This window comes from Pseudomonas sp. P2S-1 (genome assembly GCF_057197725.1).
Window position 1 is genome coordinate 2,522,863 of sequence record NZ_CM170068.1, and the last position, 21,800, is coordinate 2,544,662.

18 protein-coding genes and 1 pseudogene are annotated in these 21,800 nt (G+C 61.4%); all 19 read right to left on the minus strand.

The genetic code is table 11. From position 1 onward, the window contains the following. Positions 1 to 68: 68 nt before the first annotated feature. Positions 69 to 260, minus strand: a pseudogene (locus tag AC2CQI_RS11090) (site-specific integrase); the annotation flags it as partial. A gap of 270 nt (positions 261 to 530) precedes the next feature. After that, a complete protein-coding gene (locus AC2CQI_RS11095; protein WP_484580169.1) occupies positions 531 to 902 on the minus strand; it encodes a hypothetical protein in 372 nt (123 codons plus the stop codon). Beyond that, complete coding sequence (locus tag AC2CQI_RS11100; RefSeq protein WP_484580170.1) at positions 899 to 1,162, minus strand: hypothetical protein; 264 nt, start codon at positions 1,160 to 1,162, stop codon at positions 899 to 901. The genes AC2CQI_RS11095 and AC2CQI_RS11100 overlap by 4 nt, the downstream gene beginning before the upstream one ends. A 12-nt stretch (positions 1,163 to 1,174) precedes the next feature. Next, complete coding sequence (locus tag AC2CQI_RS11105) at positions 1,175 to 3,934, minus strand: hypothetical protein (RefSeq protein WP_484580171.1); 2,760 nt, start codon at positions 3,932 to 3,934, stop codon at positions 1,175 to 1,177. Between the two features lie 23 nt (positions 3,935 to 3,957). Continuing rightward, on the minus strand, positions 3,958 to 5,649 hold the full coding sequence (gene terL / locus AC2CQI_RS11110; protein WP_484580172.1) for a phage terminase large subunit: 1,692 nt from the start codon (positions 5,647 to 5,649) through the stop codon (positions 3,958 to 3,960). Next, positions 5,576 to 5,905, minus strand: coding sequence for a hypothetical protein (locus AC2CQI_RS11115; RefSeq protein WP_484580173.1), 330 nt, complete (start codon positions 5,903 to 5,905; stop codon positions 5,576 to 5,578). The genes terL and AC2CQI_RS11115 overlap by 74 nt, the downstream gene beginning before the upstream one ends. 9 nt (positions 5,906 to 5,914) lie before the next feature. Continuing rightward, complete coding sequence (locus AC2CQI_RS11120; RefSeq protein WP_484580174.1) at positions 5,915 to 6,403, minus strand: HNH endonuclease; 489 nt, start codon at positions 6,401 to 6,403, stop codon at positions 5,915 to 5,917. 208 nt (positions 6,404 to 6,611) lie between these two features. Then, entirely contained in the window at positions 6,612 to 7,106 is a 495-nt protein-coding gene (locus AC2CQI_RS11125) for a hypothetical protein (RefSeq protein ID WP_484580689.1), read from the minus strand. After that, positions 7,099 to 7,866 carry a type II toxin-antitoxin system MqsA family antitoxin gene (locus tag AC2CQI_RS11130; protein ID WP_484580175.1) on the minus strand — a complete coding sequence of 256 codons (768 nt, stop codon included), beginning with the start codon at positions 7,864 to 7,866 and terminating at the stop codon, positions 7,099 to 7,101. The genes AC2CQI_RS11125 and AC2CQI_RS11130 overlap by 8 nt, the downstream gene beginning before the upstream one ends. Continuing rightward, positions 7,863 to 8,240, minus strand: a complete 378-nt coding sequence (locus AC2CQI_RS11135) for a hypothetical protein (protein WP_484580176.1) — start codon at positions 8,238 to 8,240, stop codon at positions 7,863 to 7,865. The genes AC2CQI_RS11130 and AC2CQI_RS11135 overlap by 4 nt, the downstream gene beginning before the upstream one ends. Positions 8,241 to 8,699: 459 nt before the next feature. Continuing rightward, entirely contained in the window at positions 8,700 to 8,954 is a 255-nt protein-coding gene (locus tag AC2CQI_RS11140) for a hypothetical protein (protein ID WP_484580177.1), read from the minus strand. A gap of 5 nt (positions 8,955 to 8,959) precedes the next feature. Further along, the gene (locus AC2CQI_RS11145) at positions 8,960 to 15,097 is read right to left on the minus strand and encodes a hypothetical protein (protein WP_484580178.1); all 6,138 of its coding nucleotides are present in this window, start codon (positions 15,095 to 15,097) and stop codon (positions 8,960 to 8,962) included. Next, a complete protein-coding gene (locus AC2CQI_RS11150; RefSeq protein WP_484580179.1) occupies positions 15,094 to 17,172 on the minus strand; it encodes a transglycosylase SLT domain-containing protein in 2,079 nt (692 codons plus the stop codon). Before AC2CQI_RS11150 ends, AC2CQI_RS11145 begins: the two co-directional genes overlap by 4 nt. Then, positions 17,172 to 17,684: a hypothetical protein gene (locus AC2CQI_RS11155; protein WP_484580180.1), complete on the minus strand. Its 513-nt coding sequence runs from the start codon at positions 17,682 to 17,684 to the stop codon at positions 17,172 to 17,174. Before AC2CQI_RS11155 ends, AC2CQI_RS11150 begins: the two co-directional genes overlap by 1 nt. Positions 17,685 to 17,686: 2 nt before the next feature. Further along, complete coding sequence (locus AC2CQI_RS11160; RefSeq protein WP_484580181.1) at positions 17,687 to 18,124, minus strand: hypothetical protein; 438 nt, start codon at positions 18,122 to 18,124, stop codon at positions 17,687 to 17,689. Next, a complete protein-coding gene (locus tag AC2CQI_RS11165; RefSeq protein ID WP_484580182.1) occupies positions 18,121 to 18,570 on the minus strand; it encodes a GNAT family N-acetyltransferase in 450 nt (149 codons plus the stop codon). The genes AC2CQI_RS11160 and AC2CQI_RS11165 overlap by 4 nt, the downstream gene beginning before the upstream one ends. Positions 18,571 to 18,572: 2 nt before the next feature. Next, positions 18,573 to 19,016 (minus strand): GNAT family N-acetyltransferase, encoded by a 444-nt coding sequence (locus AC2CQI_RS11170; RefSeq protein ID WP_484580183.1) that lies wholly within the window; start codon positions 19,014 to 19,016, stop codon positions 18,573 to 18,575. 10 nt (positions 19,017 to 19,026) lie between these two features. Beyond that, a complete protein-coding gene (locus tag AC2CQI_RS11175; RefSeq protein WP_484580184.1) occupies positions 19,027 to 21,177 on the minus strand; it encodes a phage tail protein in 2,151 nt (716 codons plus the stop codon). Further along, positions 21,177 to 21,773 (minus strand): phage connector family protein, encoded by a 597-nt coding sequence (locus AC2CQI_RS11180; protein ID WP_484580185.1) that lies wholly within the window; start codon positions 21,771 to 21,773, stop codon positions 21,177 to 21,179. Before AC2CQI_RS11180 ends, AC2CQI_RS11175 begins: the two co-directional genes overlap by 1 nt. Between the last annotated feature and the right edge of the window lie 27 nt (positions 21,774 to 21,800).

Below are 21,800 nucleotides of genomic sequence, written 5' to 3' on the forward strand. Positions count from 1 at the left end.
AACGACAATGCAGACCCAATGCATGACCCATTCAGTCCTCCGCCCAGTTGCCAACTGCCCGCCTCATCCCTGGTCGCCCTTTCCAGGCCGCCTGGCTCGTAGAGCTCGGCCTCGTGCTTGCGCAACCAGGCCAGTGCTGCGGGCTTGCGGTCGAAGGTCTGGCTTTCCTGATAGACTTCCTCGCCATTCTTCATGATCCGGATCTGGGCGGTGAACGCCGCAGACCCATCCTTGCGCTCGCGCTGCGTGATTGTTCCCATCGATTTGCTATACGGCTGCTTTCGCTTGCTAGCTCTCAGCAAAGCCATTCAGCGAATAAGCAAAAGCTGTAGCAAGCGGCATCAAATGAGAGACACCAAAATGCAACAGATTCAGGCGGAAAACCCAGCAACCCCAATGAGTACGGTATCCAGGAGGTTTTCCGTTGCTCCGATGATGGATCGGAACGAGAAATAAAAAAAGGCCCTGTAAAATCAGGGCCTTGAGAGATATAGAAGTTTTGCTGTAGCAAAAATTAAGCAATGAACGCTCTACGCCAGCCTGCCGATCACCAAAACCTCAACCACATCCCCGCTTGCCGCCGCCTCATTCGGCCCATCGCTCAGCAGCAGCGTGCCCTTGTTGCGCTTGCCGGTCAGCTCAACCGTTGTGGTCGTCACAGTACCTGGCACGGCGAAGTACCCACGGTTCGCAACGAACCGGCTGCTGTTAACCACCAGCGGCGGGGAAGCATACGGCGCCGGGAACGTCAGCGTCACTGCGCCACCAGCACCCAGGGTGGCCTGCAGCTTGACGGCCGTGACGCCGGCGGCCGCCATGGCCGTGTTCATCTGCGCGACGGTCGGGCTCTGTCCGGCCCTGACCAGCGCCTGGCGCGCCAGCCTGTTCGGAGTGGAGATCATGACGGCACCGCCTGTACGTTGATCTGGATGGTGTTCATCGCTCCGCGCACCCATACCCCTGGAGATCCGGCCCACACCTCGACCACGTCGCAGTAGCGCAGCAGCCGGCCCGAGAAGTCGGTGTCCAGCGGCTTCGTCGCGCCCTCCTGGACTGTCAGCAGATTTGAGTTCTTGTTCTGGATCTCCAGTCCGGTCCCTACCGCGATACCGCTACCGCTGTATACGTTTACCCAATCTGTGCTGCTGGCTTGAATGTCCATACCCACCCCTTTCTAGATTATTGCCGGAAGAGTCTTGCGGATTTCTTCGTAGATCAGTTCGTTCGCATAATCGCTCGGATGATTCGAGTCGCTGTACAGGCGCTCAACATCTACTTGCCCCGACCTGACTTTTCCAACTAGGGCCGACTCGCAGTCCACGAAAGCGTGCCCGTTAGCGGCGCAGAACTCCTTTGTGGCCTGTACGTAGTCGCTGTACTTCACGCCAGGCTCTGTCGCCACGCCGAACAGGATCTCGCGGTTGGCAAGGGTGGTGAAGAACAGGAAGTCCACGCCCTTCGCGTTGAAGTTGTTGCTGTTCGGCAGGTGATTCTTGAACCGATCAACAAACGCCTGCAGGCGCGCCTTGAAGGTTGCGATCGGCGTCTGATACAGGAACTCGTTCACGAACGGGATCTGCGTGATGATGTGCGACGGCTGCACAGGGACATGGTTCAGAATCTGGGTTACGTGGTCCTGGGCGGGGTCGGAGAAGCTCGGCTCCAAGCCAAGCCACGCCCCTACCGTGTGGCCACCCATGCTGACGTTCACAACTTTGTTGTTATCGAGGGTGAGCCCGCGGAACTCCACGCTACCGCCAGACGCCTCGATGTAAAGATCCCCGTACTGCGTCGCGCCGAAATCGATCCGGTAAACGACTTCCTCCGTGACCCCGACAGTGATTTCAGATGTGTCGATGCGGAAGCTGTTCGTCGTGATGCCAGTTTTCGGCGCAGGAAGCAGGTTGGGGCCTGGGCCAGAGATCAGGCCGGCACTGCCCGGCGCTGCCGCCCAGCTCCAACCCGTCGAGGTGAGGCTCTTCGCTCCGCTGCCGAACACAGGGTCTGCGCCGCCTCCCGAGTTCAGGTTGTCCACGAAGAACAGGTCCAGCAGTCCGCCGCCAGCTTTGTGAAGCACGGAGACATACGCCACCCGGGCCGGGGCTTGCATCGGCACTCGGTACACTGCGCGCTGCGCGTAAGCGGGATGATAGAAGCGCATACCGTCCCGCAGGCACCGGGTGAAAACAGTGTTACCCAGAACGGCGCCGGCCTCGGAGACAAGCGCGATATCTGTGCCGCCTGCCGAGCTGACCAGGTTCAAGATCTTCACGATTCCGTAGCCGGGCACGAACGCGGTACCGCCGACCTGCATCCAGACAGGGATGTTCGTGAAGAAGTGCGATGTGTGCACAACAAGCTGGTTTGTCGCAGTTGTGATCTCTGCATAAACCCCAGCCGAGGGGTTGCTCAACGTCGTGAAGCCGGCGCCGGACGGAGCTCTATTTGGGTTTACCGATATCTGGAAGAACTCGGTCTTCCCTGCATCCTTGAAGTCATTGACCTGCTCGGTCCCGAGGATCATTCGCCGAAACCCGAACAAGCCAACCTCCAATTTCTCGCGGAACTGGCTCTGGTAATCAACGGCGCCGCGAGCGATGGGCGAGTAGAAGCGTAAGTTCGTGGACGCCCCGGAAGTGATGGCTTGGTTGGAGCCAGTGATGGTTCCGCAGATGGGGATGATGGGAAACACCTGCGCAGGATCTCGCTTGGAGCGCTCGATCGCGTCACTCCCATAAAATCCAGGCCGGATATAGGCCGGCTGCGACGAGACCCACGCCCCGTAAGTCGCCGGATAGAATCCGCGGCGCTGGTTGATGTCGGCCTCGATTCGGTGCATGAAACCCTTGTTATAGAGGTTCGCGCTGTGCACAGAGTACAAGGTCGCGGTCGTGAACAGCTGCGAGTCGGGGGCGCCCTGCCCCCAGCCATGAGAATCTCCGAAGAGCAAGACCCAGCAGTCTTGGGTGCCGCCAACGCGGTTCTTCTGCACGCTGACGGGGAGGTTTGTGGAGTTCACGCCGCGCGGTGCAGAGTCAAATCCCCACCATTTCGGGTCCCAGCGCTCGCCATCCCACTCGCGCACCCATGCGCCGGTAGAGCCTGTGGGATCGGATGCCCGGGCAATATACAGGCCGCCCAAGGGATCACCCGCAACCTGGGTAACCATGACGCCGGCGCGCCACCTGAATACACCATGCCCCCCAGCGCCGAGGGACAGCAAATCGGTATGCGGATCGACGAGATACACCCGCTCCCCATCGTACTGGGGGGTGATCGATTTCAGCTCGGCCTTGCTGCTGATGTAGCGAATCGCGCGTGCGACCAGGGCGCCGCCCTCCATCGGGTCGGTGGCGTCGGATGCGTCTTGCACAACCTTGGGTACGCCCCCAGGCGTGATATAGAGGACATTCGCGGAGTTGTTGATTGGGCCTTGAATGGGGCCAAGCACGCTTCCGACATACTGTTGCGTCCACAGCTTGGGGGTTGCGTCCTGGTCCTCGACAGGGTCGCGCAGGTCGCGGATCCCGTTACCCTTTGCGCGATACCAACCCTGGCCGTCCGTGTCGAACTGTCCGAGCGTTAGCGCTCGCCCCGCGTACCGCATCAGTTGCTTGAGCGCCAACCAGATCCTGTCGAAGTCACGGTTGACTGTCGCAGCGAGAAAGTCGCCGTTCTCTTGGTAGTCGTTCAGCCGCTCAAATGGAACGTCGAGCTGGAAAATTATGCTGGACAACGCTGCTGGGGCCGCACCGAAGATGACCGAGCTATTGGGGTTGCCGACGCCGGACTGGGTGTACCCGGAAGTCAGGCGCACCCCATTCACGTAAACAGCAAGATCAGTCGCCTGGATCACAAGGAAAGGAACAGTGAACAGCGTCGTCACTCCGTTCCCGATATAGCGCTGCTCTGTTGGTCCTGCCGGAACTGCCATGGTCGCCCCCTTGTGCTAGCGGGCTAGTAGTCGACTTCCACGTCGTGCACGCCCGCATTGGTGCGCCAATGGTCCTGCCGGGCCTCTGTCGGTTTCCCGACTATCCGGCCAATGCGCACGGGGGTTTGGGCGACGGCGCCGGCACCGGAGTCGAGGTAGTCGTCTTCCTGGTCCTTGACCGCCGGGTTGAAGTCGCGCATCTGGTCCCACAGAGGACCGCGCAGCACGTTGACGTGGGCCCACAGGAATCTGGCCGACAGCGGCGACTCCAAGCCATCCAGGATTCGCTTGTTCTTGTTGGTGCTGCTGTGCTCCTCCCCTACCCCGCAGCCGGTACCCTTCAATGCCTGGCGCAAGATCGTCGGCACGAACCCACCCGGGCCGTTGGTTTCCACCACCACCCTGGGGATCTGGTACTTGATGACCAGGTCACGCACCCGCTGCACTTGGCCGCCGGTGATCTTGCTTGTGCGCTCGTCGAAGGTGGCCAGCTCGCCTTCCAATCCTTCGCACACCTGCCAATACAGCTGGCCGCGCTCGTCGGTGAGGATCAGCGAGAAGGCCGAAGCGTCCGACTTCACCTTGCCCAGGGAGCAGTCCCAGTACGCCGCGGCGCCCACGATCTGCACGCCGCCCAGGAACATGGCACAGGCGCCGTTGGCGTAGCGGATTTCGGGCTCGGCGTCGTACGGGATCATGCGGGCCGGGTCGAGACGCACCTCGGTGACCGGCTTGCTGTGCAGCTGGTACTGGCTGTCCCATTCGTTGATGGTGCGGGTTTCCCGGCGGCGGCGCTCCAGTTCGGCCATATCAAACCGATTCGGCCATGCGCTCTCGGCATAGAAGTCGATCAGCGTTCCGGGCGCCTCAGTGAACTCGACGCCGCCGTAGGTGATGCGGTAGTCCTTACCCTCCGCCAGCACGCGGGCATGCTTACCGATGCCGGAGAACACCACGTCGGGCTTGAACGGCACTTGGTAGGAAAGGCTGGTGGCGTGCTCGACCCGATACTCTTTGGCGAACATGCGGATGGTCAGGCAGTCGGCGCCCATGGCTTCCACCTCGTCATACAGGCTGTCGTGGGTGTGAGGGGTGCCGACGTACAGCTTGCTGCCGCCGGGCACCAGGATGTGGGTCTGCTCCCCAAGGCGGTAGCGAAGCTTCTCCCGGGCCTCAGGGGTGGCAATGTTCCTGGGCACCTCGACGTCATCGTTCTGGCATTCGTCGGCGCGGGCCGAGGTGACGTTGGAGAGGATGCCCTTGGCGAACATCGATGCGTTCCGGAAGTCGGCAGCGCCCTCCACCCACCACTGCTCTACCGTGCCCTGGTTGGGTGGCAGCAGGTGCCGCGTAAGAGGATGGTTGCGGATGACGTTCTGCGTGTCGCGGCTGGTCTTGTAGGCTGTGTTGTCAGCCTCGGACTGGTGCAGGATCCGGAACCTTGGGTCGCGGTAATACCGCCAGGCGTTGTAAATAGCCAAAATGGTGGACTTCCCGAAGCCCCGGAAGCAACGCAAAACGGCCAGAGAGCCCTTGCCCTCCAGCCAGATCAGTGCCCGGACATGGATATCCGGCACCTCCCACCGCATCCGCCTCGCCCATATCAGGAAGAAGACCAGCAGGCTTACCTTCTTCTCCTGGTCATTGGGCATTGCTGCGCTGCATCCGCTCGATGATCGCCGCCGCCTCGCGCTCGGCGGCCGCCAGCTCGCCATCCAGTTCGCCTTCGTCTTTTGGGGTCCCGGCGCTCGGCACGCTGTGGGTGCTCACGATGTTATTCACCCTGGTCAGCAGGGAGACCGTGGCTGCCGCCATCTTGCGGCACCAGTAAGCGTCACCCCTCTCTTTCTGTGTCATGTCGACCGGGGCCTTGCCAGCGCCGACCCAACGACGCGGGTCGGCATCGATCACAGCAGCGTCCAGCAGGTCGTTGCGCAGTGTCTCCAGGCGCTGCTTCTGTCCAGGCGTCATGGCGATCTCCTAGATGGTGCAGCCGGGCTGGTATTTGCGTTTGGCCTGGAGGTACGCGGCATGCGCTTCTTCTGGCGTATCGAAAGTTCCCAGGCGGATCACCTGGCCGAAAGCGCGCACCCTGGATTCCCATCGGTTACGCTTTTTGAAGGCCCCAAGCAGCCCGCTGGCGGTGCCCGGCATGGCCCGGCGCATGTTCTGCTGGTTGATAGCGCGCTCAGCATCGCGCAGATTGGAGAACGCATTGTTCGTCCTGTTGCCGTCCAGATGGTCGATCAGTTGCGCCGGCCACTCGCCAGTCATGTACAGCCAGGCCAAACGGTGGGCGTAGTAATGGCAACGGTCAACGCCGATCATCCAGTAGCCGGTGCCGGCGTCGAGGGAGCCGGCCAAGGTGCCGACGACCACCTTTTTGCGCGGCGCGATGTTGGTGAAGGCCCCCGTCTCGGGATCGTAATGTAGGAGTTCGCGTAAGCGCTCTGCAGTGATCTTGGGCATTTCGTGCACCTGCTCCCGGCGGAGGGAAGGCAGGCCGAACGCTGGGAGCACGGTGCGCGTTCGCTTTTGGGAGCGACCCTAGCCTGCCACCGCCGCCCTTCAGGCAGCGATGGACAGAGTTTTGCTGGGAGGGGGTGTCGGTTTCCCGACAACTTAAACTTACTGAAACAATGGGCACTCAAAAAATGTAGAAGTAGCCCACAAAAAATCATTCCTTGAATATGATGTTTGGCAAGAAGGTTCGCTTGGGCATCCTAACTGAACTCAAGCGAATCTTAACGCACTGTTGAAAAAGATAATCACGCCAGTAAGGGAATGCATGGGAAATTGAATATTGAAGAGCGTAATCATCAAGAAATTCCTGACTCACACCATCAGAAACAAAGTACTCAACAACAAAACAACCCTCGACTTTGGCAAGTATCCGCCCATCATCCTCTTCAGATTCGTCAATGGCGTCTCCGTCCTCTCCTGGCGCTTCCTCGGAAGCCCAGCGAGCACCAAAACTGACAAAAACCCGGAACAACCCAGCACTATCTTCCTCATCTCGATATCTTTCAGAGCGGTCAATAAACTCCAAGGACTCGACATGAAGGTCAGATAGCCTCTCGGTAAATTTCGGGTTAAAGCCCTCAGAAACCTGAGCCATACCGCTGGCCATGTATATATCATGAAACTCGATACTTGGTGCTTTCTCAGACACTGTAGAGCTCATAGTCTTGCTCGCTGTACGTTGGCTTGTGCAAATAATGTTGATTTTCTTCGTCTTTATATCGACGGACGGTTGGCTCGACCAACACAGCCTTGCCTAAATGCAAATTATTTTGATTTGATTGTTCGTCAAATCGATGCACCATACCCTTAGGTATAAACATTTCAACTTCCGGCAAGCTGGCAACATACTCTAAAAAATCCGGACCCGAGTAAGTCCCTTTAGAACAAGCAACCAATACTGCTTTATGAGGCGCTCTATCAGGGCTTATTAAGCTCCCACCCGAGAGCATATGCGTAGATATCTGCGCAGTGACATGCGGCGTAGCGCACCCTACTCCCGCGTAACTAAAGAGCCAATCTCTCGCCTCAGGGACTGCATCGGCAACTCTCAGAAGTTTATCCATTGCTTCGGACTGCACCACATCATCCGACTCATATTTGCTGAATGCTATTGGTCCGCCACCAAAAATATTACCTGCCTCTGCCTGCGTTATACGCCACTTTTTCCGGAGTCTTTCAACAGAGTCTCCGCTCAGCAGTTCGTCGACTCGTTTTTTCGCGGAATTGACGACACGATGGTTTTTTTTGGAAATCGCGGAGTCTGCAAACTCGGACCCACAAACATCGCATTCCTTGCAATGCAGGGAGACTGTAATAGTTTTACCTTTGTACTCGAAAGGTTCATTAAATCTCTTTTCATGAACCGAACCTTCGCCACACAAAGGGCATAAGCAAAGGTGCTGAGTCATCGATTTCTCCGGGGTTGTTCTAGGTGGCAAGAGGCGACAATCATGAGTTTTCCAGTAACGCCGATACAGAATTTGACGTAGTAGGTGACCGACAGTTCCTGATGAAGCGCCTCAATCGTCTCCATTCTGGTAATGGTGTACGCGTCGCAGGCCGCCCAAGGGCCCTCTGATCGGCCTTGACACCACTCGGACTGCAGGTACTTTCCATGGATAACCGCTTCCTTGATCAGGGCTGCAACGGACAGCGGTTTGAGGCCAAGCTTCTCTGCGTCCGCAACGCATTTTTTGGTCCAGAGTAGGACATCATCCGATTCGGCGCTCTGCGCAAGCTTAATGACCTCCATTGCGTCATATAATGGCTCGCGCTGGATCAAGCGGCCCTCACCGCTGGGTAGCGCACCCTGGTGGCGGCTGAGGATTCTAGTGTTTACCATAATGGTAAGTCCACTCCTAGGCGAATTTGCACAAAAATTTCATGACTTCCGCCAAGGCGGGCATAGACGGGGTGTCAAACTGCTATCGCTTAGGGGTGCGCGATGCTACCGTAGGATCTGGCGCAAGACAATTGGATCCTATTTTTAGAGTCCCTGACGCATGACGAAGCAGGTACCCAGTGTCACTTTTTCCGAGTGCGAACCTCTTTTGCAGGAGGCAGTCAGCGCGATGCGGCTTTACCATGAGGCCAAAGACGCTTGCGCCCCGACCGAAGAGGTGGAGCGCCTGCGCCAGCTGGCCGAGTCAGCGCTCCAGGCGGTGACTAATTACCAGCTGTATGCGCTTGGTCACCAGCCGCTCACACGGCACTGATCACGTTGGCCAGGGTAGTACAGGCGTCAGCTCTTCAATTCGGCAATCCGCCGCTCTTCCTCAAGCCGGCGGCGCAAAAAATAGAGTGCCAGCAAGCTTTTCGGCGCCCCCTCCCGGTAACGCCCCCTGATGAGTGCGATGATTGATACCGCTGGGACCGCCGTAAGTAGGATAAATATCCAGAAATCCCCGTCATCCGCAGACGGCATACCCTTCTCCAGCAGCATAAACCCCAAGAAAGCCAACTGGCCCAGATTCAACAATATGGTGATTTTTTGCATGGTCATCATTTCCCTTTGCCAGTGAGTAGCCCCTTCCACAGTTCGGCAGCGCTCTCTGGATCTTCCTCGCCCTCGGCCAGGTTCCACAAATACGCCCCCTGCTTTGTGATCGGCTTAATCGGAATCCCAAGCAGATACCCAGCCGCATTGATCGCCGATTTCAACACCGCGCCAGGCTCTTTGTCACCAGTTGCAGCTCCAGATACCGCCGACGCTAGTTGCCGTCCGGAGTTGATGGCTTGCCAAGCCGGCGACATCGAGCCGGGATGCCCGCTCAGCGCCGCGCCGATGGTGTCCCGCAACACCGGGAACGCGGAAACGGAGAAGCCCAGAGTGCTCTTGGCCATCCAGGCCGCGGTACTTTCATCCTCGTCAGCCCCCCTGCCAGTGAGCAGGTCTCCGACCACGCCCTGGAAGAACGCCAGCGCCAGCATGGATGCGGCAGCACCAGCTACCGTGCGGGCGCCCTGCTTTGCCTCAAAGGCGAGATCCCGGTTCTGGTTGTAGTAGGCACTGAAAGGGGTGTAGAACATCGTCAGCAGCCGCATGGCGGCACCCTGGTCCTTGCGCTGGATTGCGGCGATATCCATCGCTCCGGTCGCGCCCTGGGATTGCCTCACCGCCTTATCACCATCCAGAACTGCCTGGTCGGCGGCCTTCCCTGCGGCCAATGCCTCGCGGTAGGCGCCCAGCCAGATTGCCCCGGAGATCCCCCGGTCAATGTAGCCGAACAGGTTGAAGGCGAAGCGGACCACATCCTGCCGCTTGCGATAGTAGACGCTGCGCCCAACTAGTTCGTTGACGCGCGACTGCAGGCGGCCATCCTCGGTATCCCAGCGCAGGCGCATGGCCGGCGACGCATCGGTGATCATTCGGTAGGTTTCAGTTGGGGACCGCAACCCCTCCAGCAAAGCGCCCGCGATGGCTTTTGGGCGAACGTACAGCATCCCGGGAATCAGACCTCCCATCTGCGCCATCAGCGACGACAGCGACAGGCCAAGACCAACAATCGAGGTGTTGGTCCTGGCGGCATCCAGGAACTGGTTGAAGTTGCCGGTCTCTGGCGGGTTGCGATCATTGGCGATCGCCTTGAGCCATGGCAGGAAGGCGTCCGCCCCCCGCGCACCCAGGCGCCTGATCAGCACCGCCCTGATTTGAGGGTCCTTCGTCAGGCGGTGAGCATCTTGTAGCGCCTCACGGTGCGTCAGGTCGTGGATGTGCTGCGCCAGCCGTTGCGGTACCGCGCTGAGATCGAGCAGGAGCGGGCCGGACACACCCTGGTCGCGCTGGTTGGTGAAGCCGTTCGACGGCAGAGCGCCCTCGAATCCCTCGTTGAACAGCTCGCCCCCGACCGCTGCTGGTGGAGCGCCTGGGCGCTTGCGGTCGTAGATGATCGGGAAGTAGCCGCCACGGAAATCGCCAGACGCGGTCTTGATCGGCGTGGCCTCGATGCGCGGAGGCTCGACACCCGACAGCCGCTTGTACATCGCCGCGATATCCGGCCAGAGGTTATCGAAGGAATCCCATACCGACTGCACCAGCTCCCAGTCCTGGCGATCCAGCTTGCCGAGCATTTCCGCCAGGGCCGCCTCGTTGGCCTCTGGCTTGCCCATGAACATGCCCTTGAGCAGCTTCTCGCGGTTCGATGCGTTGCCGGTGTTCAGGGCATACATCAGCAGTTCCCGGCGATTAAAGGACTTGCCCAGGGCTTGAATGTGGAAGCGATCATTCAGCCGCTCAGCCTTCATGTTGGCGAACGTTTCGATGATGCTCCGGACCCCGGAGTTGAACAGATTGCGCTCGTTCGCCTGGGCCTCGGCCAGCGGGTTCCACACCAGCTGGTGCCAGGGGCCGCTGGTGTTGCGACCGTCCAGCCTGTTGATGACGTTCTCCATTCGGGTGAGCGAGGCATCAATGCCCGACAGGGCATTCAGCGCGGTATCAATCCGGGTTGCGCTGCTTTCCGATACCGGAGCCTGGCGGGCTCCCTTGGGGACATTGGCCTTGGCAGCGGCGATCAGATCGGCACGGGCCTGTTCGTAGTCCCGCTTGTCCTTGCGGTTGAGCAGCTTGTTCTTGAGGCGCGCCCAATGCTCGATGTTGGACACTGCATCGCGCAGGCCGGAAAGCTCCTCGAAGGTGAGGTCGCGATAGTTGATCTGGGCAGCCTGGTCGATGAGCTTCTGTGGGACCGCCACGATATTGCCGGCGGCCTCCTGCTGGGCAACGAACTGCGCCAGACTGCGGCGGCGCTGGATCTGCGGACCAGACACTCGGCGAAACTCGTACTGATCGAGCAGCGCCTCAACCTGCTCTAGGTAGTCTGCGCCCGCCTTACCCAGGCGCTCGCGGGTGCTGGGCTTTTCGAATCGCCGCATGTAGGCGTAGATCCGCTCCTCTTCCTTCCGGGCGGCGTTGGCCTCGCGGTAGAGGTAGTGGTTGAGCAGTTCGCGCTGCTTGGCCTCGGCGGCCTCCTGCCAGCGACCAGCAGCAGCCAGGTCGAAGGACTCCCGATTGGCCTTGCGTTCAGCGTTCAGGTACAGGTGGGGCTGGATCTCGCGCACCACCTTGTCGGCGATCACCTGGCGGGCAACGCTTCGAACGGTCTCCAGCGGGGGGATGGAGGCAGAGGCCTCGGCGCGGGCATCCCGTTGTTCGCTGGCTTTGGCTCGCTGCACGCGATCGACCTGCCGGCGCAACCGGTCGATAGCGCGTAGTTCTTCCCGAAGTACCTGGGCGCGCTCCTCGTTGTGGACCGCCTCCAGGGCGCGGTCGGCAAGGCTGCCGTCGTTCAGCAGGTCACCGTACTCCGCACGCATGCGCGCATCGGTCTCGGCACTGATCAAGTCCCGCCGGTCACGGGCACCGACCAGCGCCTGGACCATTTCCTCGCCAGAGCCGAAACCGAATTGCTCGGCCACCAGGTCTGGGTTGACCCCGTCCTTTGCGGTCATGCCGCGCAGGCGCGAAACTACGGGCTGGCCATATCGCTCCACCAGGTCATCGCGGGACAGCTTCACCGCGTCACCCTTGGTCCCATCGGTCTGCACGCCTTTGCGCAGGTAGTCCTGAACGCGGTACACGGGCTGCGCCGCAACCTCAGCAGCCACTTGCTCGCGGACTGTTTCCTTGGCGTCCTTCCACCACTTCTTTTGCTCGCGACTCAGTTCGCTCAGCATCTCGCCCGCCAAGCGCTCCTGGGCGGTCTGGTTGGCTTTTTCGGCGGTCGACCGATAAGCCTCAAATTCGCGATCGCTCATGCCGGCCGCTTTGGCGTCGGCGAACAGGGTGCGGTAAGGGGCCTCGGCCAGGGCGATCTCGTCATCCGTCGCCAGTAGGCGGTCGAAGACACGGCGCACGTCGTCGTTCAGGCGAACATTCAGCCGAGAGGCATCGCGGTAAAGGTGCACCAGCCAGGCCCGGAAGCGGGAGAAGGCCGACTGCAAGGCGGCGCTTGGAGCCTTCCCCTCACGCAGATAGGCCTCGAACCCTCGCGCGAACTGCTCATGCTGATCAGTGCCAATTGCTTTACGGTCACCTACCCCGAACCACTCCAGCAGGGTCTGGTAGTCCTGCCTGATCTGGTCCGGCGCATCGACGCGGTCGGCCAGGTCGCCAAGCACCTCCAGATAGAAGTGCCCCGACTCATGCAGCAGCGTGGACAGGTTCGAACGCTCGGTCAGCTTGATTTGGAAGCGGCGATCATCGCCGAACTGGATAAAGCCACGCGGCCCTGGCTGATCCTGATCAAAGCGCACGCCACCCTCCCCCAGTAGAGCCCGGCGGGCGGCGGCATTGTCCAGCTCTCGGATATCCAGGCCGGCCTGGTCGAGGGTGCGCTGCAGCTCGTCGAGAATTCCCCGGGCGTTGATTTGCGCTTCGTCGTGATTCGCGAAGGATGACAGGCGATCCCCGCGCAGTTCGCGGTCCAGCCCCGCCAGCAGCATTTCAGGTGTAGCCACGCTGGCGGGATCGAAGTAGCCAGCCTCGGCCGCCTGCTGCGCCATATCGTCCAGGCTGCGTCCGTTCTTGCGACCGAGACGACGATTGCCCCGACGGCCAACGTCCACGTCTCGGGCCTTGAGCTCGCCACCATCATCCTTGATGCCGCCACGCTCCAGAATGAAGTCGATCAGCGACGGACCGTAAGCCTGGGTATCGCTGGGGATATCGCCGGTACGCAGCCTATCCAGCAGCAGGTCCAGTTCATCGGCGCTGGCGGCACTGCGCAGCACCGCCGGGAGATCTCGCCCAATGCGCAAGCCGTACCCGCTGTAAAGCTCGAACGGATCGACGCCAGCCCGCTGGCCAAGGCTGCGGAACGCCGACTGGTACAAGGCCGCTTCGCGGTCAGCGGTAGGGGCATCTCGACCGATGGCCAGCAACTGCCCCCGAACATCATCAAACACCTGGCGATCGCCTGCCTGGACGGCATCCTGCTCGGCACGTTCGCGCAACTGCTCCAGAGCCTCGGGCGCACGCTTCTCAAACTCTGCCAATTCGCGCAGAGTCATGGCGTCCGGGGTAGCCCGGATGTCCTGCTCCAGTCCGCGGTGGTGCCCGTCCCGAGCAATTACGGTCGCCCACTTCTCCAGCGGGATCGAAATGTCCCCTCCGAGCGTCAGGGCCTCGCCCAGCGCGTCAGCGTTACCGGTCGCAGCGGTCGCGAACTGTTCCGGGTCAAGGTTCTGGTCTTGGAAGTAACGCTGGAACTGCTCAGCCGGCACCAGGATCTCGCTTACCGACCCTCCGGCCTGTTCCTTCAGCCTCTTGATCAGCTCTTCGGCACGCTCTGGTGCGCGCTTGAACAGCTTGGAGCCCTCGGCCATATCGCCAAGGGCCTGGATCGAGGCCAAGTCCTCCTGGACTTGCCAGAAGCGCCGACCAGAACTCACACCAGCGATAGCAAGATCAATTGGGGCGGTACCGAACCCCATCACACCGTTCAGCAGCATTTCGCCGCCAGAGGCCTCCTCGCCGACTGCTGCAGCACCAGCAGCCACCCCGCCAGCACCACCAACGCCTTGGGCCACGCCTTCGGTCGCGAAGTTACCGAAGCGGCCTGCAAGGCCACGGCCGGCGAAAGGCAGGGGCGCCATTCCGCCCAATGCGTTCACCACGCCCTCAGCAAGCGTGCGCTTGAGGCTGTAGGCATAGCTCTGGTCGAGGTCTCCAGTCTTGCGGTAGCCCTCAGCCAGATTCTGCCCGGCGCCACCCGCCACGCTCGCCCCCAGGTTGACACCGCCCACGGTGATGGCTTTCTCCGCCCAGCGCTGGGCAAATGCACCGGTCAGCCGGGAAGTGACCGCGCCGCGCACAGGGGCGGCTGCCAGGCCGCCGAGCCCACCACCAACCACCAGGCCGGGGATCATCTCGACCAAGGCGTTGCCGAGGGCCCCAGGGTTGCGAAGCGCGTACATGCCGGCCTCCCCGGTAGCGCTGAACATTGCCTCGCCTTCGCCTCGGGCCTGGTCGTATAGCTGCGCTGCGAACCCCAGGCGCTGATCGCGAGGCATGGCGTTGTATGCCTGGACAGCGGACACCAGCTCACGCTGCTTGTCCTGGTCAATCTCGTCGAGGGCGCGATCAACGGCGCCGGGCAGCGCGTCAGGCACCAGCGGGTTGATGCTCAGCAGGAAGCTGCCAATGGAGGACAGGGCACGATCGGCCAGGAGCTGACTACCCTTCGCAGCAATCTCCAATCCGGAAGCGCCGCGCTTGATCGCGTCCAGCGGACTGGCCGACTGGTCCGCCCCGGACTGCCGAACGAAAGAGTTGAATGCGGTCTCCACGTTGGACATCTCGTCGATGTCGTCATGGGCCACGCTGGCATTGTCCGGGTCGGCAAGGAATCGGCTCGTCACCGGAGCCTGCTCCAGCAGCGCGTCATAGTCGACAGCGTCAAGCTTGGCCTTGCGCTCAACCTGATGCTGGTTGCGCAAAACCATGTCCGCCGGCAGTCCGGTGATCCTGGCCAGGCGTTGGACCTTGGCCTGCTCGTCCGGGTTGCGGTCGGCGGTTACGCTCAGCGCCAGCCTTGGGCTTGGCGCCTGGCTGTCGCGCTGGAGCAATTTGTCGTATGGGTTGGCTGGTGATGCGCCGCCGGCGCTCTCTCCGGCAAGAATCTCGTCGTACTGATTCATGGCTGGAACCTTCTCTCGTAGAGATCTCGAATGCTGGCTTCGTTGACTTGCATACCCGCCTTCTTCAGGGCTGCAGTTATCTGCGCACGATCGCCATCGGGAATTTTCATCTGCTGCCCAGGCTTGAGCTCGAATCGATAACCTTTGTCGTTGAAGAGCTTGCCGGTGCCCAGGATCTCTCCCTTGATGAAGGCGTCATCAACGATCTGCTGCACCTGCGCATGGGTGGCCTTTTTCCCCTGCTCTTGCTCGAGCGTTCGAATCTGATCGTCCACAAACATGGCCGCCGCCGCTTTCTTCTTGGCGTCATCACTGCCGGGCCTGGGAGAGGTCGCGATACCGGCCAGCCTGAGTGCGTCGTTGAACATGGAGCGCCCAGTGCTGATGCTGGCGGTTGCCGCCTCGCTGCCGGTCTGGCGCTTCAACTGCAGATCAACCAGGCGCGTGAAATCCGAGTTGCTGAACTTGCCCCGCATATCCAGCAGGTTCACCTCCTTCCCGCTCAGGACGAGGTCGCGGGCGAGAATGTAGGCCTCTGGATCGGTCTGCTGGTTCGGGCGGTAGTTCATCAGCTCTTTGCGGTCCTTCGGTTTGAGCCCGGCCCAGGTGGTTGAATCGATGTCCTGCCACTGGCCGCCGCCCAGCACCGTACTCCACGCCCCGTTCTGGAGCGCTGCATAGTTCTGCTTCTCCTGATCCTGCTGCCAGTCAAACCGCTGCCGGGCGTCGCTGATTGCGATCTTCTTCTGCTCCGGGGTGAGGTCGGTGCGAGCATCGATCGCTTGGGCGATTGGCCCGAACTCTGGCTTGGCCTGCTGCTTCGCCGCCTGGTCGATCACCTTGCGGGTGTAGTCGCGAGTCTCCTGGAACGGAATGCGCTGGGCGAACTCCTCGTCGGTGACCTCGCCTTTGCGCGGATCCCCGAAGCGCCCAATCCACTCCTGGACCCGCGCCGGCCCAGCGTTGTAGGCGGCCACCGCCAAAGTCTGGTTGCCGTCAAACGACTGCACCAGCTTGTTGAAGTAGGCCTCTCCCAAGGCTCGGTTGTAGCCAGCATCGGTACGGAAACGCTTTTCGTCCCATGGCAGCCCGGCAGCCTGCGCTGCCTCGGGGCCGGTGGCCGGCATGATCTGGGCTACGCCCACGGCGCCCTTGCTGGATGTCAGCGGCGCTCCGCTCGCGTCGAACTGCTGGCCCGAGCTTTCAGCCTGGATCATTGAGGCGAACAGCCCGCCACTCCCCCCTTCGCCCTGGGCAACGGCCTGCTGACCGGCGGCAACGCCAATACTGCGATCCAGAAGCGGGTTGATGGTATCGAGCAACTTCTCCCGCCCTTTGGCGGTGAGGCCTTGGTATGGGCCGCCCTGCCAGTTCACAATGTCGGCGCGGACCTGCTTCAGCTGGCCAACGTCGTTGCCGGCTTGATGGATGCGCCCCAAGGCGTTGGCGGTATATGCCGATTGCTCGAACGCCCGCATCTCTTTGTCCCAGCCGTCAACACCCCAGGCCGCCCGGCCAACCTGCTGAATTCCCTCATCCTGCGCTCGACTGAAGATCTTAGCGAGGTCGGCGCCCGGCATGGCGGAAGCATTCTCAAGGGAATCGAATCGGGATCGGAGCTCGGACTTTGCAACACCAACACGAGCCTCTTGGATCTGCCCTTGGAACTGCTGCAGCTTCTGCATCTGGAGCTTTTTCATCGATATGCCGACCTCTTCCTGGGCGGCGTTATCGAGCCCTGGCACCTTGATCGGGTCCAGCTTGCTGACGAACTCCTCATAAGCTTTGCCGGCCTCCTCAGGCTGTAGCTCCAGGGTCTTCAGCTTCATTCCTAGATCTGTGATGCCGAAATCCAGTTTCGATTCATAGTCGAGCAACGAGTTGCTGGCTTTCACTCGCGCCAAGGCCTGATCCTCCCGGCGCTGCTGCTCAAGAAATCCCATCGCAGCCTGCTGCACAGTTCCAGCGATCTGCTGCGCGCCACGGGATTGCATGCTTGGGTCGGGCGTGATGACGCGGTTCTGCACGACCTCGGGGGCGACACGGACGCCCGGGCCGGTTGGGATGACAGCCATCAGCCGTTACCTCCAACTTGTGGTGTAGTGCCGTTCTTACCCGCGGCACTGGCCTTCCACATGCCGTAGGAAGCTCCGGCCTGCAAGACGCTGCCAACGGCCTGCGAGTTGGCTGCGGCGCGCTGCTGGTTGCCGTAGAGGGACGTATTGCTGGCATCGACGTAGCCGCGCTTCTTGGCGTTCTCGCCGTTGAGAATGGTCATCACCGCATCTTCCTCGGCGTTGCCGTAGATCTCTTCGTTGATGTTGACGGCGCTACCCTCGCCCACCTCGACACCCGAAGCGGCCAGGGCAGCATTGGCCGACCCGGCCTGAGCGCGAGCAACCTTGCGGATGCGCTCGGCCTGGACCTTGGCCGCACTGGCTGCGTTGTCGGCGTCGAGCTGGCTTTGCTCTGCCTGGGCGTCAGCGTTGAGTTGAGCTTGTTTGCCGGCCTGCACTGACGAGTAGGCGGAATAGGCAGTGGCGGCGATCATGGCGCCGATCGCTACGGCGGATGTTGCTCCGGACATGGCTACTCTCCCGGGATGGAAATGAAATCGCCGCTCTGCTTGCGAGACATCAGCAGGTCGGCTTCGGCGGTGAACTCTTCTTCGGCCTGCTCCACGGTCGTGGCCTGAGTGGCGAAGGTCATGGTGAGGTGAGTGTCGGCATGGGCCAGGAACGCTTGCTTGCGTCCGGCCTGGCCCGGCAGTACGTGGTAGCCGGCCAGCTCGCGGGTCTCGCCACCGATGAACACCGTGACGTGGCCAGAGACGATCAGCAGGGTGGGGATCTGGATCAAGGCGCCGGTAAGCATCACGCCGGCAGGGATGCAGACGGTTCTGGCGTACAGCCCAGCGTGGAAGTGGTGATGGGTGATGATCTGGACCTGTGGCAGCTGCAGCATGTGCGACTCCAGCGCCTGGACCTTGGCCACCTCCTCGCTGGTCATTGCCGGAAGCTGGCTCATGGAAGCGCCCTCAAGAACACCTCATTGGTCTTGCGATACCCGGATCGCGGCAGGATCTTGGCCAGCCTGCCGCCGGCTGGGGCGCTCACCATCAGGGCTGCGGCGCCAAGCTCGATCGCCTTGGCTTCGGCGGCTTGCAACAGCTTGAGGCCGGTACCGCCCTGCCGAGACCCGGGCATCACGAAGAACGACTCCAGGGTGCAGATCCGGCGGTTGGCGTAGTGCGGTAGCCCGTAGACCAGCATCGAGACCAGGCCTACCAGTTCGCCGCCGAAGGCGCCGAGCAGGTGCAGGGCCCCGGCCTCCTCCATGGCGTAGTAGGTGTCGAAGGCTGGGCATACCTGGCCCAGCTCAGGAATGCTCGACTCGGCCGCGTAGGCTCCCAGCAGCTCAGGCAGAATGCCGGCAGCATGGATCTCGGCGATGGTCGTGGGTCGAATCACCATGATCACATCTCCATCTTCATGAGCGGTCCGTCGTACTTGAAGCCCAGGCGGGCGTACAGGCGGGCGGTACTGCTGACGTGGACGCCGGTGGTGACGCCCATGTGGACCTGATTAGCGCCCTTGAGGCGGCCCCACTCCTGGAAGGCGAGCACCAGCTTCATGGCGATCAGGCCCTGCCGCCGGCCGGGCTCGACGAACAGGCAGTAGTCGAAGGCGATCAGGTCGTTGTTGAACCACTGCTCGGTCAGGCCTCCAGCCAGGCCGCCCACCACCAGGCCGCCTACCTCGGCCACGAACATCACGCCGTCGCCCTCAATCAGCGAGACCAGGAAGGCGCCAGTCTTCTCCGGCAGGTACACCAGGTGGCTGTAGTTGGTGGTGGCATGCATGACCGCGCCAAGCTCTACCAGGCGCGGAATGTCTTCATGCGTTGCGGGACGGATCATGGAGTCGCCCTCAGTCGTTGACGGTCATCTTCTTGATGACACAGAGCAGGTGGAATGGCAGCGGCTGGTCCTGGGTGATCTCGATCGAGGCTTGCCCCCTCTCCCAGTTGAGCGCCTCAAGTCGGTGGTCTCCCGTGAACAGGGGTGGCGGCGCATCGAGAATGTTTTCGCCGAGATTGCGGAAGGCAATCGTCTGCCCGTTGAGCTTGCAGCCCGTGGTCTCCAGGAAGCGCAGGGTGATCTCGCCAACCCGCATGCTGTTGCCCTGGGCGCTGCCGGTTCCGCCCTGCACTTCCGGCGTCAGGGTTTTGATCCTGGTGGTGAATGGCAGCCCGGCCTGAACGCTGGAAGCATTGCGCGGCAACGTGATCTTTCCACCGGTGACGACCTGGCGCTGCATCACGACGCCATCCGCAACGATGTCAACTTCCCGGCCTTCCAGGTGATCAAGCCCATCCCAGTCAGCCTTGGGCGTATCGGACGTATCGAAAACGCCGCCATCGACCTGGCAGCCCTCGACGAAGCGCTCGATGTAGCGCACGTTCTGGCCGCCAACGGTGCGGCGCACAACAGCCCAGGCCTGATCACCGCCTTCCACCGGGATCGCGGCCAGGGACTCAAAAGCGCCATCGGTGATCTGCCGGGCCCAGCCGATCACGTCTTGGTCCCGGTCTACGGTCATGGTCGCCATCTGGCCATCCGACCTTGCGGCAAACAGGATGCTTTCTGGCTCCTGCTGGTAGGCCATGGAGACCACGCCGGACTTGGTGATGTGCTCGGACAGCACAGACATGTCCGGAGAGCCATAGCTGTCGGAGTCGTACTTGTAGGCCATGGCCCGCAGCTTGCGGCCTGCGCGTTGGACGAAATACAGCTCGTTACCGATCCGAATGGGACGCACGCGGTTGCAGCCGTACACCGTGGGGTTCTTGGCTTGGATGTTAGTGGGCGTGATCGGCTTCTCGACGCCGCCCACCATGGTGAACTCCCCGCCATAGGTCAGCGCGATCAGGGCGTTGATCTGCCCCATGTGCAGGATCGGGTTGATCTGGTCGGACGACAGCGGGAAGGCATAAGCATCATCGTCCTTTGTGCCCAGCTCGAAGTTCAGGTACTCGTTGATGCGCGAGCCCCATACGGTCTGAGGGTTGGCCGGCGTGCCCGCGGCAATCAGGCGCTGGGAGTGCAGCGTTCCAGCACCTGGATAACCATCAATGGCATTCCAGACGCTGGATTCAAGCGACCATGCGTTTGCTGGCGAAGCAACATCGGATGTAGGCGCCGTACGGATGACTGCGGACACAACCTTGTCGTCGGTGAATGCCGTGATCTCAAGCAGCCCACTGTTGATCTTGACGAACTTCCCAACATCCCCGGATCGCCAGCCGCTATCGGTCAGGGTCATGGTGACGATGGCGCCCACGGGGCTGAATGCGCTCAGCTTGTTGGCGGTCTGAGGGCTTCCCTTCAAAGACCATGCCGGGCGCACCGCGGATGGAAACGCGTTCAGGACTTCAACCGTGACCACAGAGGTGCTGGTGAAGGCGGTGATCTTGGCGACACCGGCACCCGACCAAATCTCCCGACCCACGTCAGAGGCCAAGAACGCAGTGGTAGCCGATGTCGCCGTGCGCCCGGTGCCAACTGATGGATCGCTGAGGGTAAGCCCAGTCGCGAACTCGATGCCGCGCTCATCGAACGGCCTGGTCACGAAGGGGGCCGGCGCCAGGCTCCACTCGGTGTTTGTGATGCGGCGCAGCCGGTTGATCTCCACGGTGTTGTGGAAGATGAACATGGTGTCTGCGCCCTGGACGTACTCCAGCTGGGAGAGGATGGTCTGCGCGTATGGGCTTGCCAGCTCAACACCCGAATAACTGCCGTCCGGAAAGTGAATGCGAACGTACAGATCGCCGAACTCGCACATGTACGACTGGCTGGTGTTGAACACGTAGGGAATCAGGATCGCCTTGCGGTCAGGGTACTTGCAGGGCGACGAGTGCAGCGTTCCATAGCGCCGCATGGCGCCACCATGCACGACCGGCCAGCAGTTCTCCATCACCTGCGCGGCGTTCTGGTAGCGAGCCAGGTCAACCCGACCCAGCATGCGCGGGGATATCTCCCCGGCGGTGAAGTTGGTCTGTATCAGCGTGAACCTGGCCATTATCGCCACCCCGCCCAGGAGCCGAAGCGGGAGCCCAGCAGGCGTTCATCGCCAAGTGTCTGGGGCGGATCCTCCTGGCCATCCACTGCCTTGGCCTGCTTGATGAGCTGGACCAGCTTGGCTTCACGGCTATCGCGTTCAGACGTCGATTGGGTAACCGGATAGGCCAGCACGGCAGCCATGGCGGCGGTCATCAGGTCCACCAGGTGGGCATCCCAAGTTGCCTCGACCTCGTTGGCAAACACATAACGCAGCTCCAGCGCCATGGTGTTAGCCAGGATCCTGCGCGACTCGACCAGGTAATCGATTTGGCACCCGCCTGACCCAACCTCCAGCACACGCAGGCAGTCAGCTGGAAGCTCGAAGGCCTGTTGCCATTCGAATGCTGGGGCTTCGGCCAGGGGTGCCAGCACCACGCGCTTGATGCAGCAGTTCCAGGGGTGGGCGCGAAGGATGCTGTCACGCTGGGATGGGTACAGGTTCGCGCAGAGCTTGGCCCGGTCGATGTTCTGCGAGTCCTGGAAGTCGTTTATGGTCTGGGCGCCGAGCATCAGCAGCGCGTTGGAGCAGATCGAAACACCGGTTGCCATTGCCATGCCTTGTGCCTCCCAAAAAAAGACCGG

What these genes read in the sequence shown, in the direction of transcription:
- AC2CQI_RS11095 (WP_484580169.1), bottom strand. Translation starts at nt 902, where the DNA reads ATGATCTCCACTCCGAACAGGCTGGCGCGCCAGGCGCTGGTCAGGGCC.
- AC2CQI_RS11100 (WP_484580170.1), bottom strand. Translation starts at nt 1,162, where the DNA reads ATGGACATTCAAGCCAGCAGCACAGATTGGGTAAACGTATACAGCGGT.
- AC2CQI_RS11105 (WP_484580171.1), bottom strand. Translation starts at nt 3,934, where the DNA reads ATGGCAGTTCCGGCAGGACCAACAGAGCAGCGCTATATCGGGAACGGA.
- terL (WP_484580172.1), bottom strand. Translation starts at nt 5,649, where the DNA reads ATGGCGAGCTGGCGGCCGCCGAGCGCGAGGCGGCGGCGATCATCGAGC.
- AC2CQI_RS11115 (WP_484580173.1), bottom strand. Translation starts at nt 5,905, where the DNA reads ATGACGCCTGGACAGAAGCAGCGCCTGGAGACACTGCGCAACGACCTG.
- AC2CQI_RS11120 (WP_484580174.1), bottom strand. Translation starts at nt 6,403, where the DNA reads ATGCCCAAGATCACTGCAGAGCGCTTACGCGAACTCCTACATTACGAT.
- AC2CQI_RS11130 (WP_484580175.1), bottom strand. Translation starts at nt 7,866, where the DNA reads ATGACTCAGCACCTTTGCTTATGCCCTTTGTGTGGCGAAGGTTCGGTT.
- AC2CQI_RS11140 (WP_484580177.1), bottom strand. Translation starts at nt 8,954, where the DNA reads ATGCAAAAAATCACCATATTGTTGAATCTGGGCCAGTTGGCTTTCTTG.
- AC2CQI_RS11145 (WP_484580178.1), bottom strand. Translation starts at nt 15,097, where the DNA reads ATGAATCAGTACGACGAGATTCTTGCCGGAGAGAGCGCCGGCGGCGCA.
- AC2CQI_RS11150 (WP_484580179.1), bottom strand. Translation starts at nt 17,172, where the DNA reads ATGGCTGTCATCCCAACCGGCCCGGGCGTCCGTGTCGCCCCCGAGGTC.
- AC2CQI_RS11155 (WP_484580180.1), bottom strand. Translation starts at nt 17,684, where the DNA reads ATGTCCGGAGCAACATCCGCCGTAGCGATCGGCGCCATGATCGCCGCC.
- AC2CQI_RS11160 (WP_484580181.1), bottom strand. Translation starts at nt 18,124, where the DNA reads ATGAGCCAGCTTCCGGCAATGACCAGCGAGGAGGTGGCCAAGGTCCAG.
- AC2CQI_RS11165 (WP_484580182.1), bottom strand. Translation starts at nt 18,570, where the DNA reads ATGGTGATTCGACCCACGACCATCGCCGAGATCCATGCTGCCGGCATT.
- AC2CQI_RS11170 (WP_484580183.1), bottom strand. Translation starts at nt 19,016, where the DNA reads ATGATCCGTCCCGCAACGCATGAAGACATTCCGCGCCTGGTAGAGCTT.
- AC2CQI_RS11175 (WP_484580184.1), bottom strand. Translation starts at nt 21,177, where the DNA reads ATGGCCAGGTTCACGCTGATACAGACCAACTTCACCGCCGGGGAGATA.
- AC2CQI_RS11180 (WP_484580185.1), bottom strand. Translation starts at nt 21,773, where the DNA reads ATGGCAATGGCAACCGGTGTTTCGATCTGCTCCAACGCGCTGCTGATG.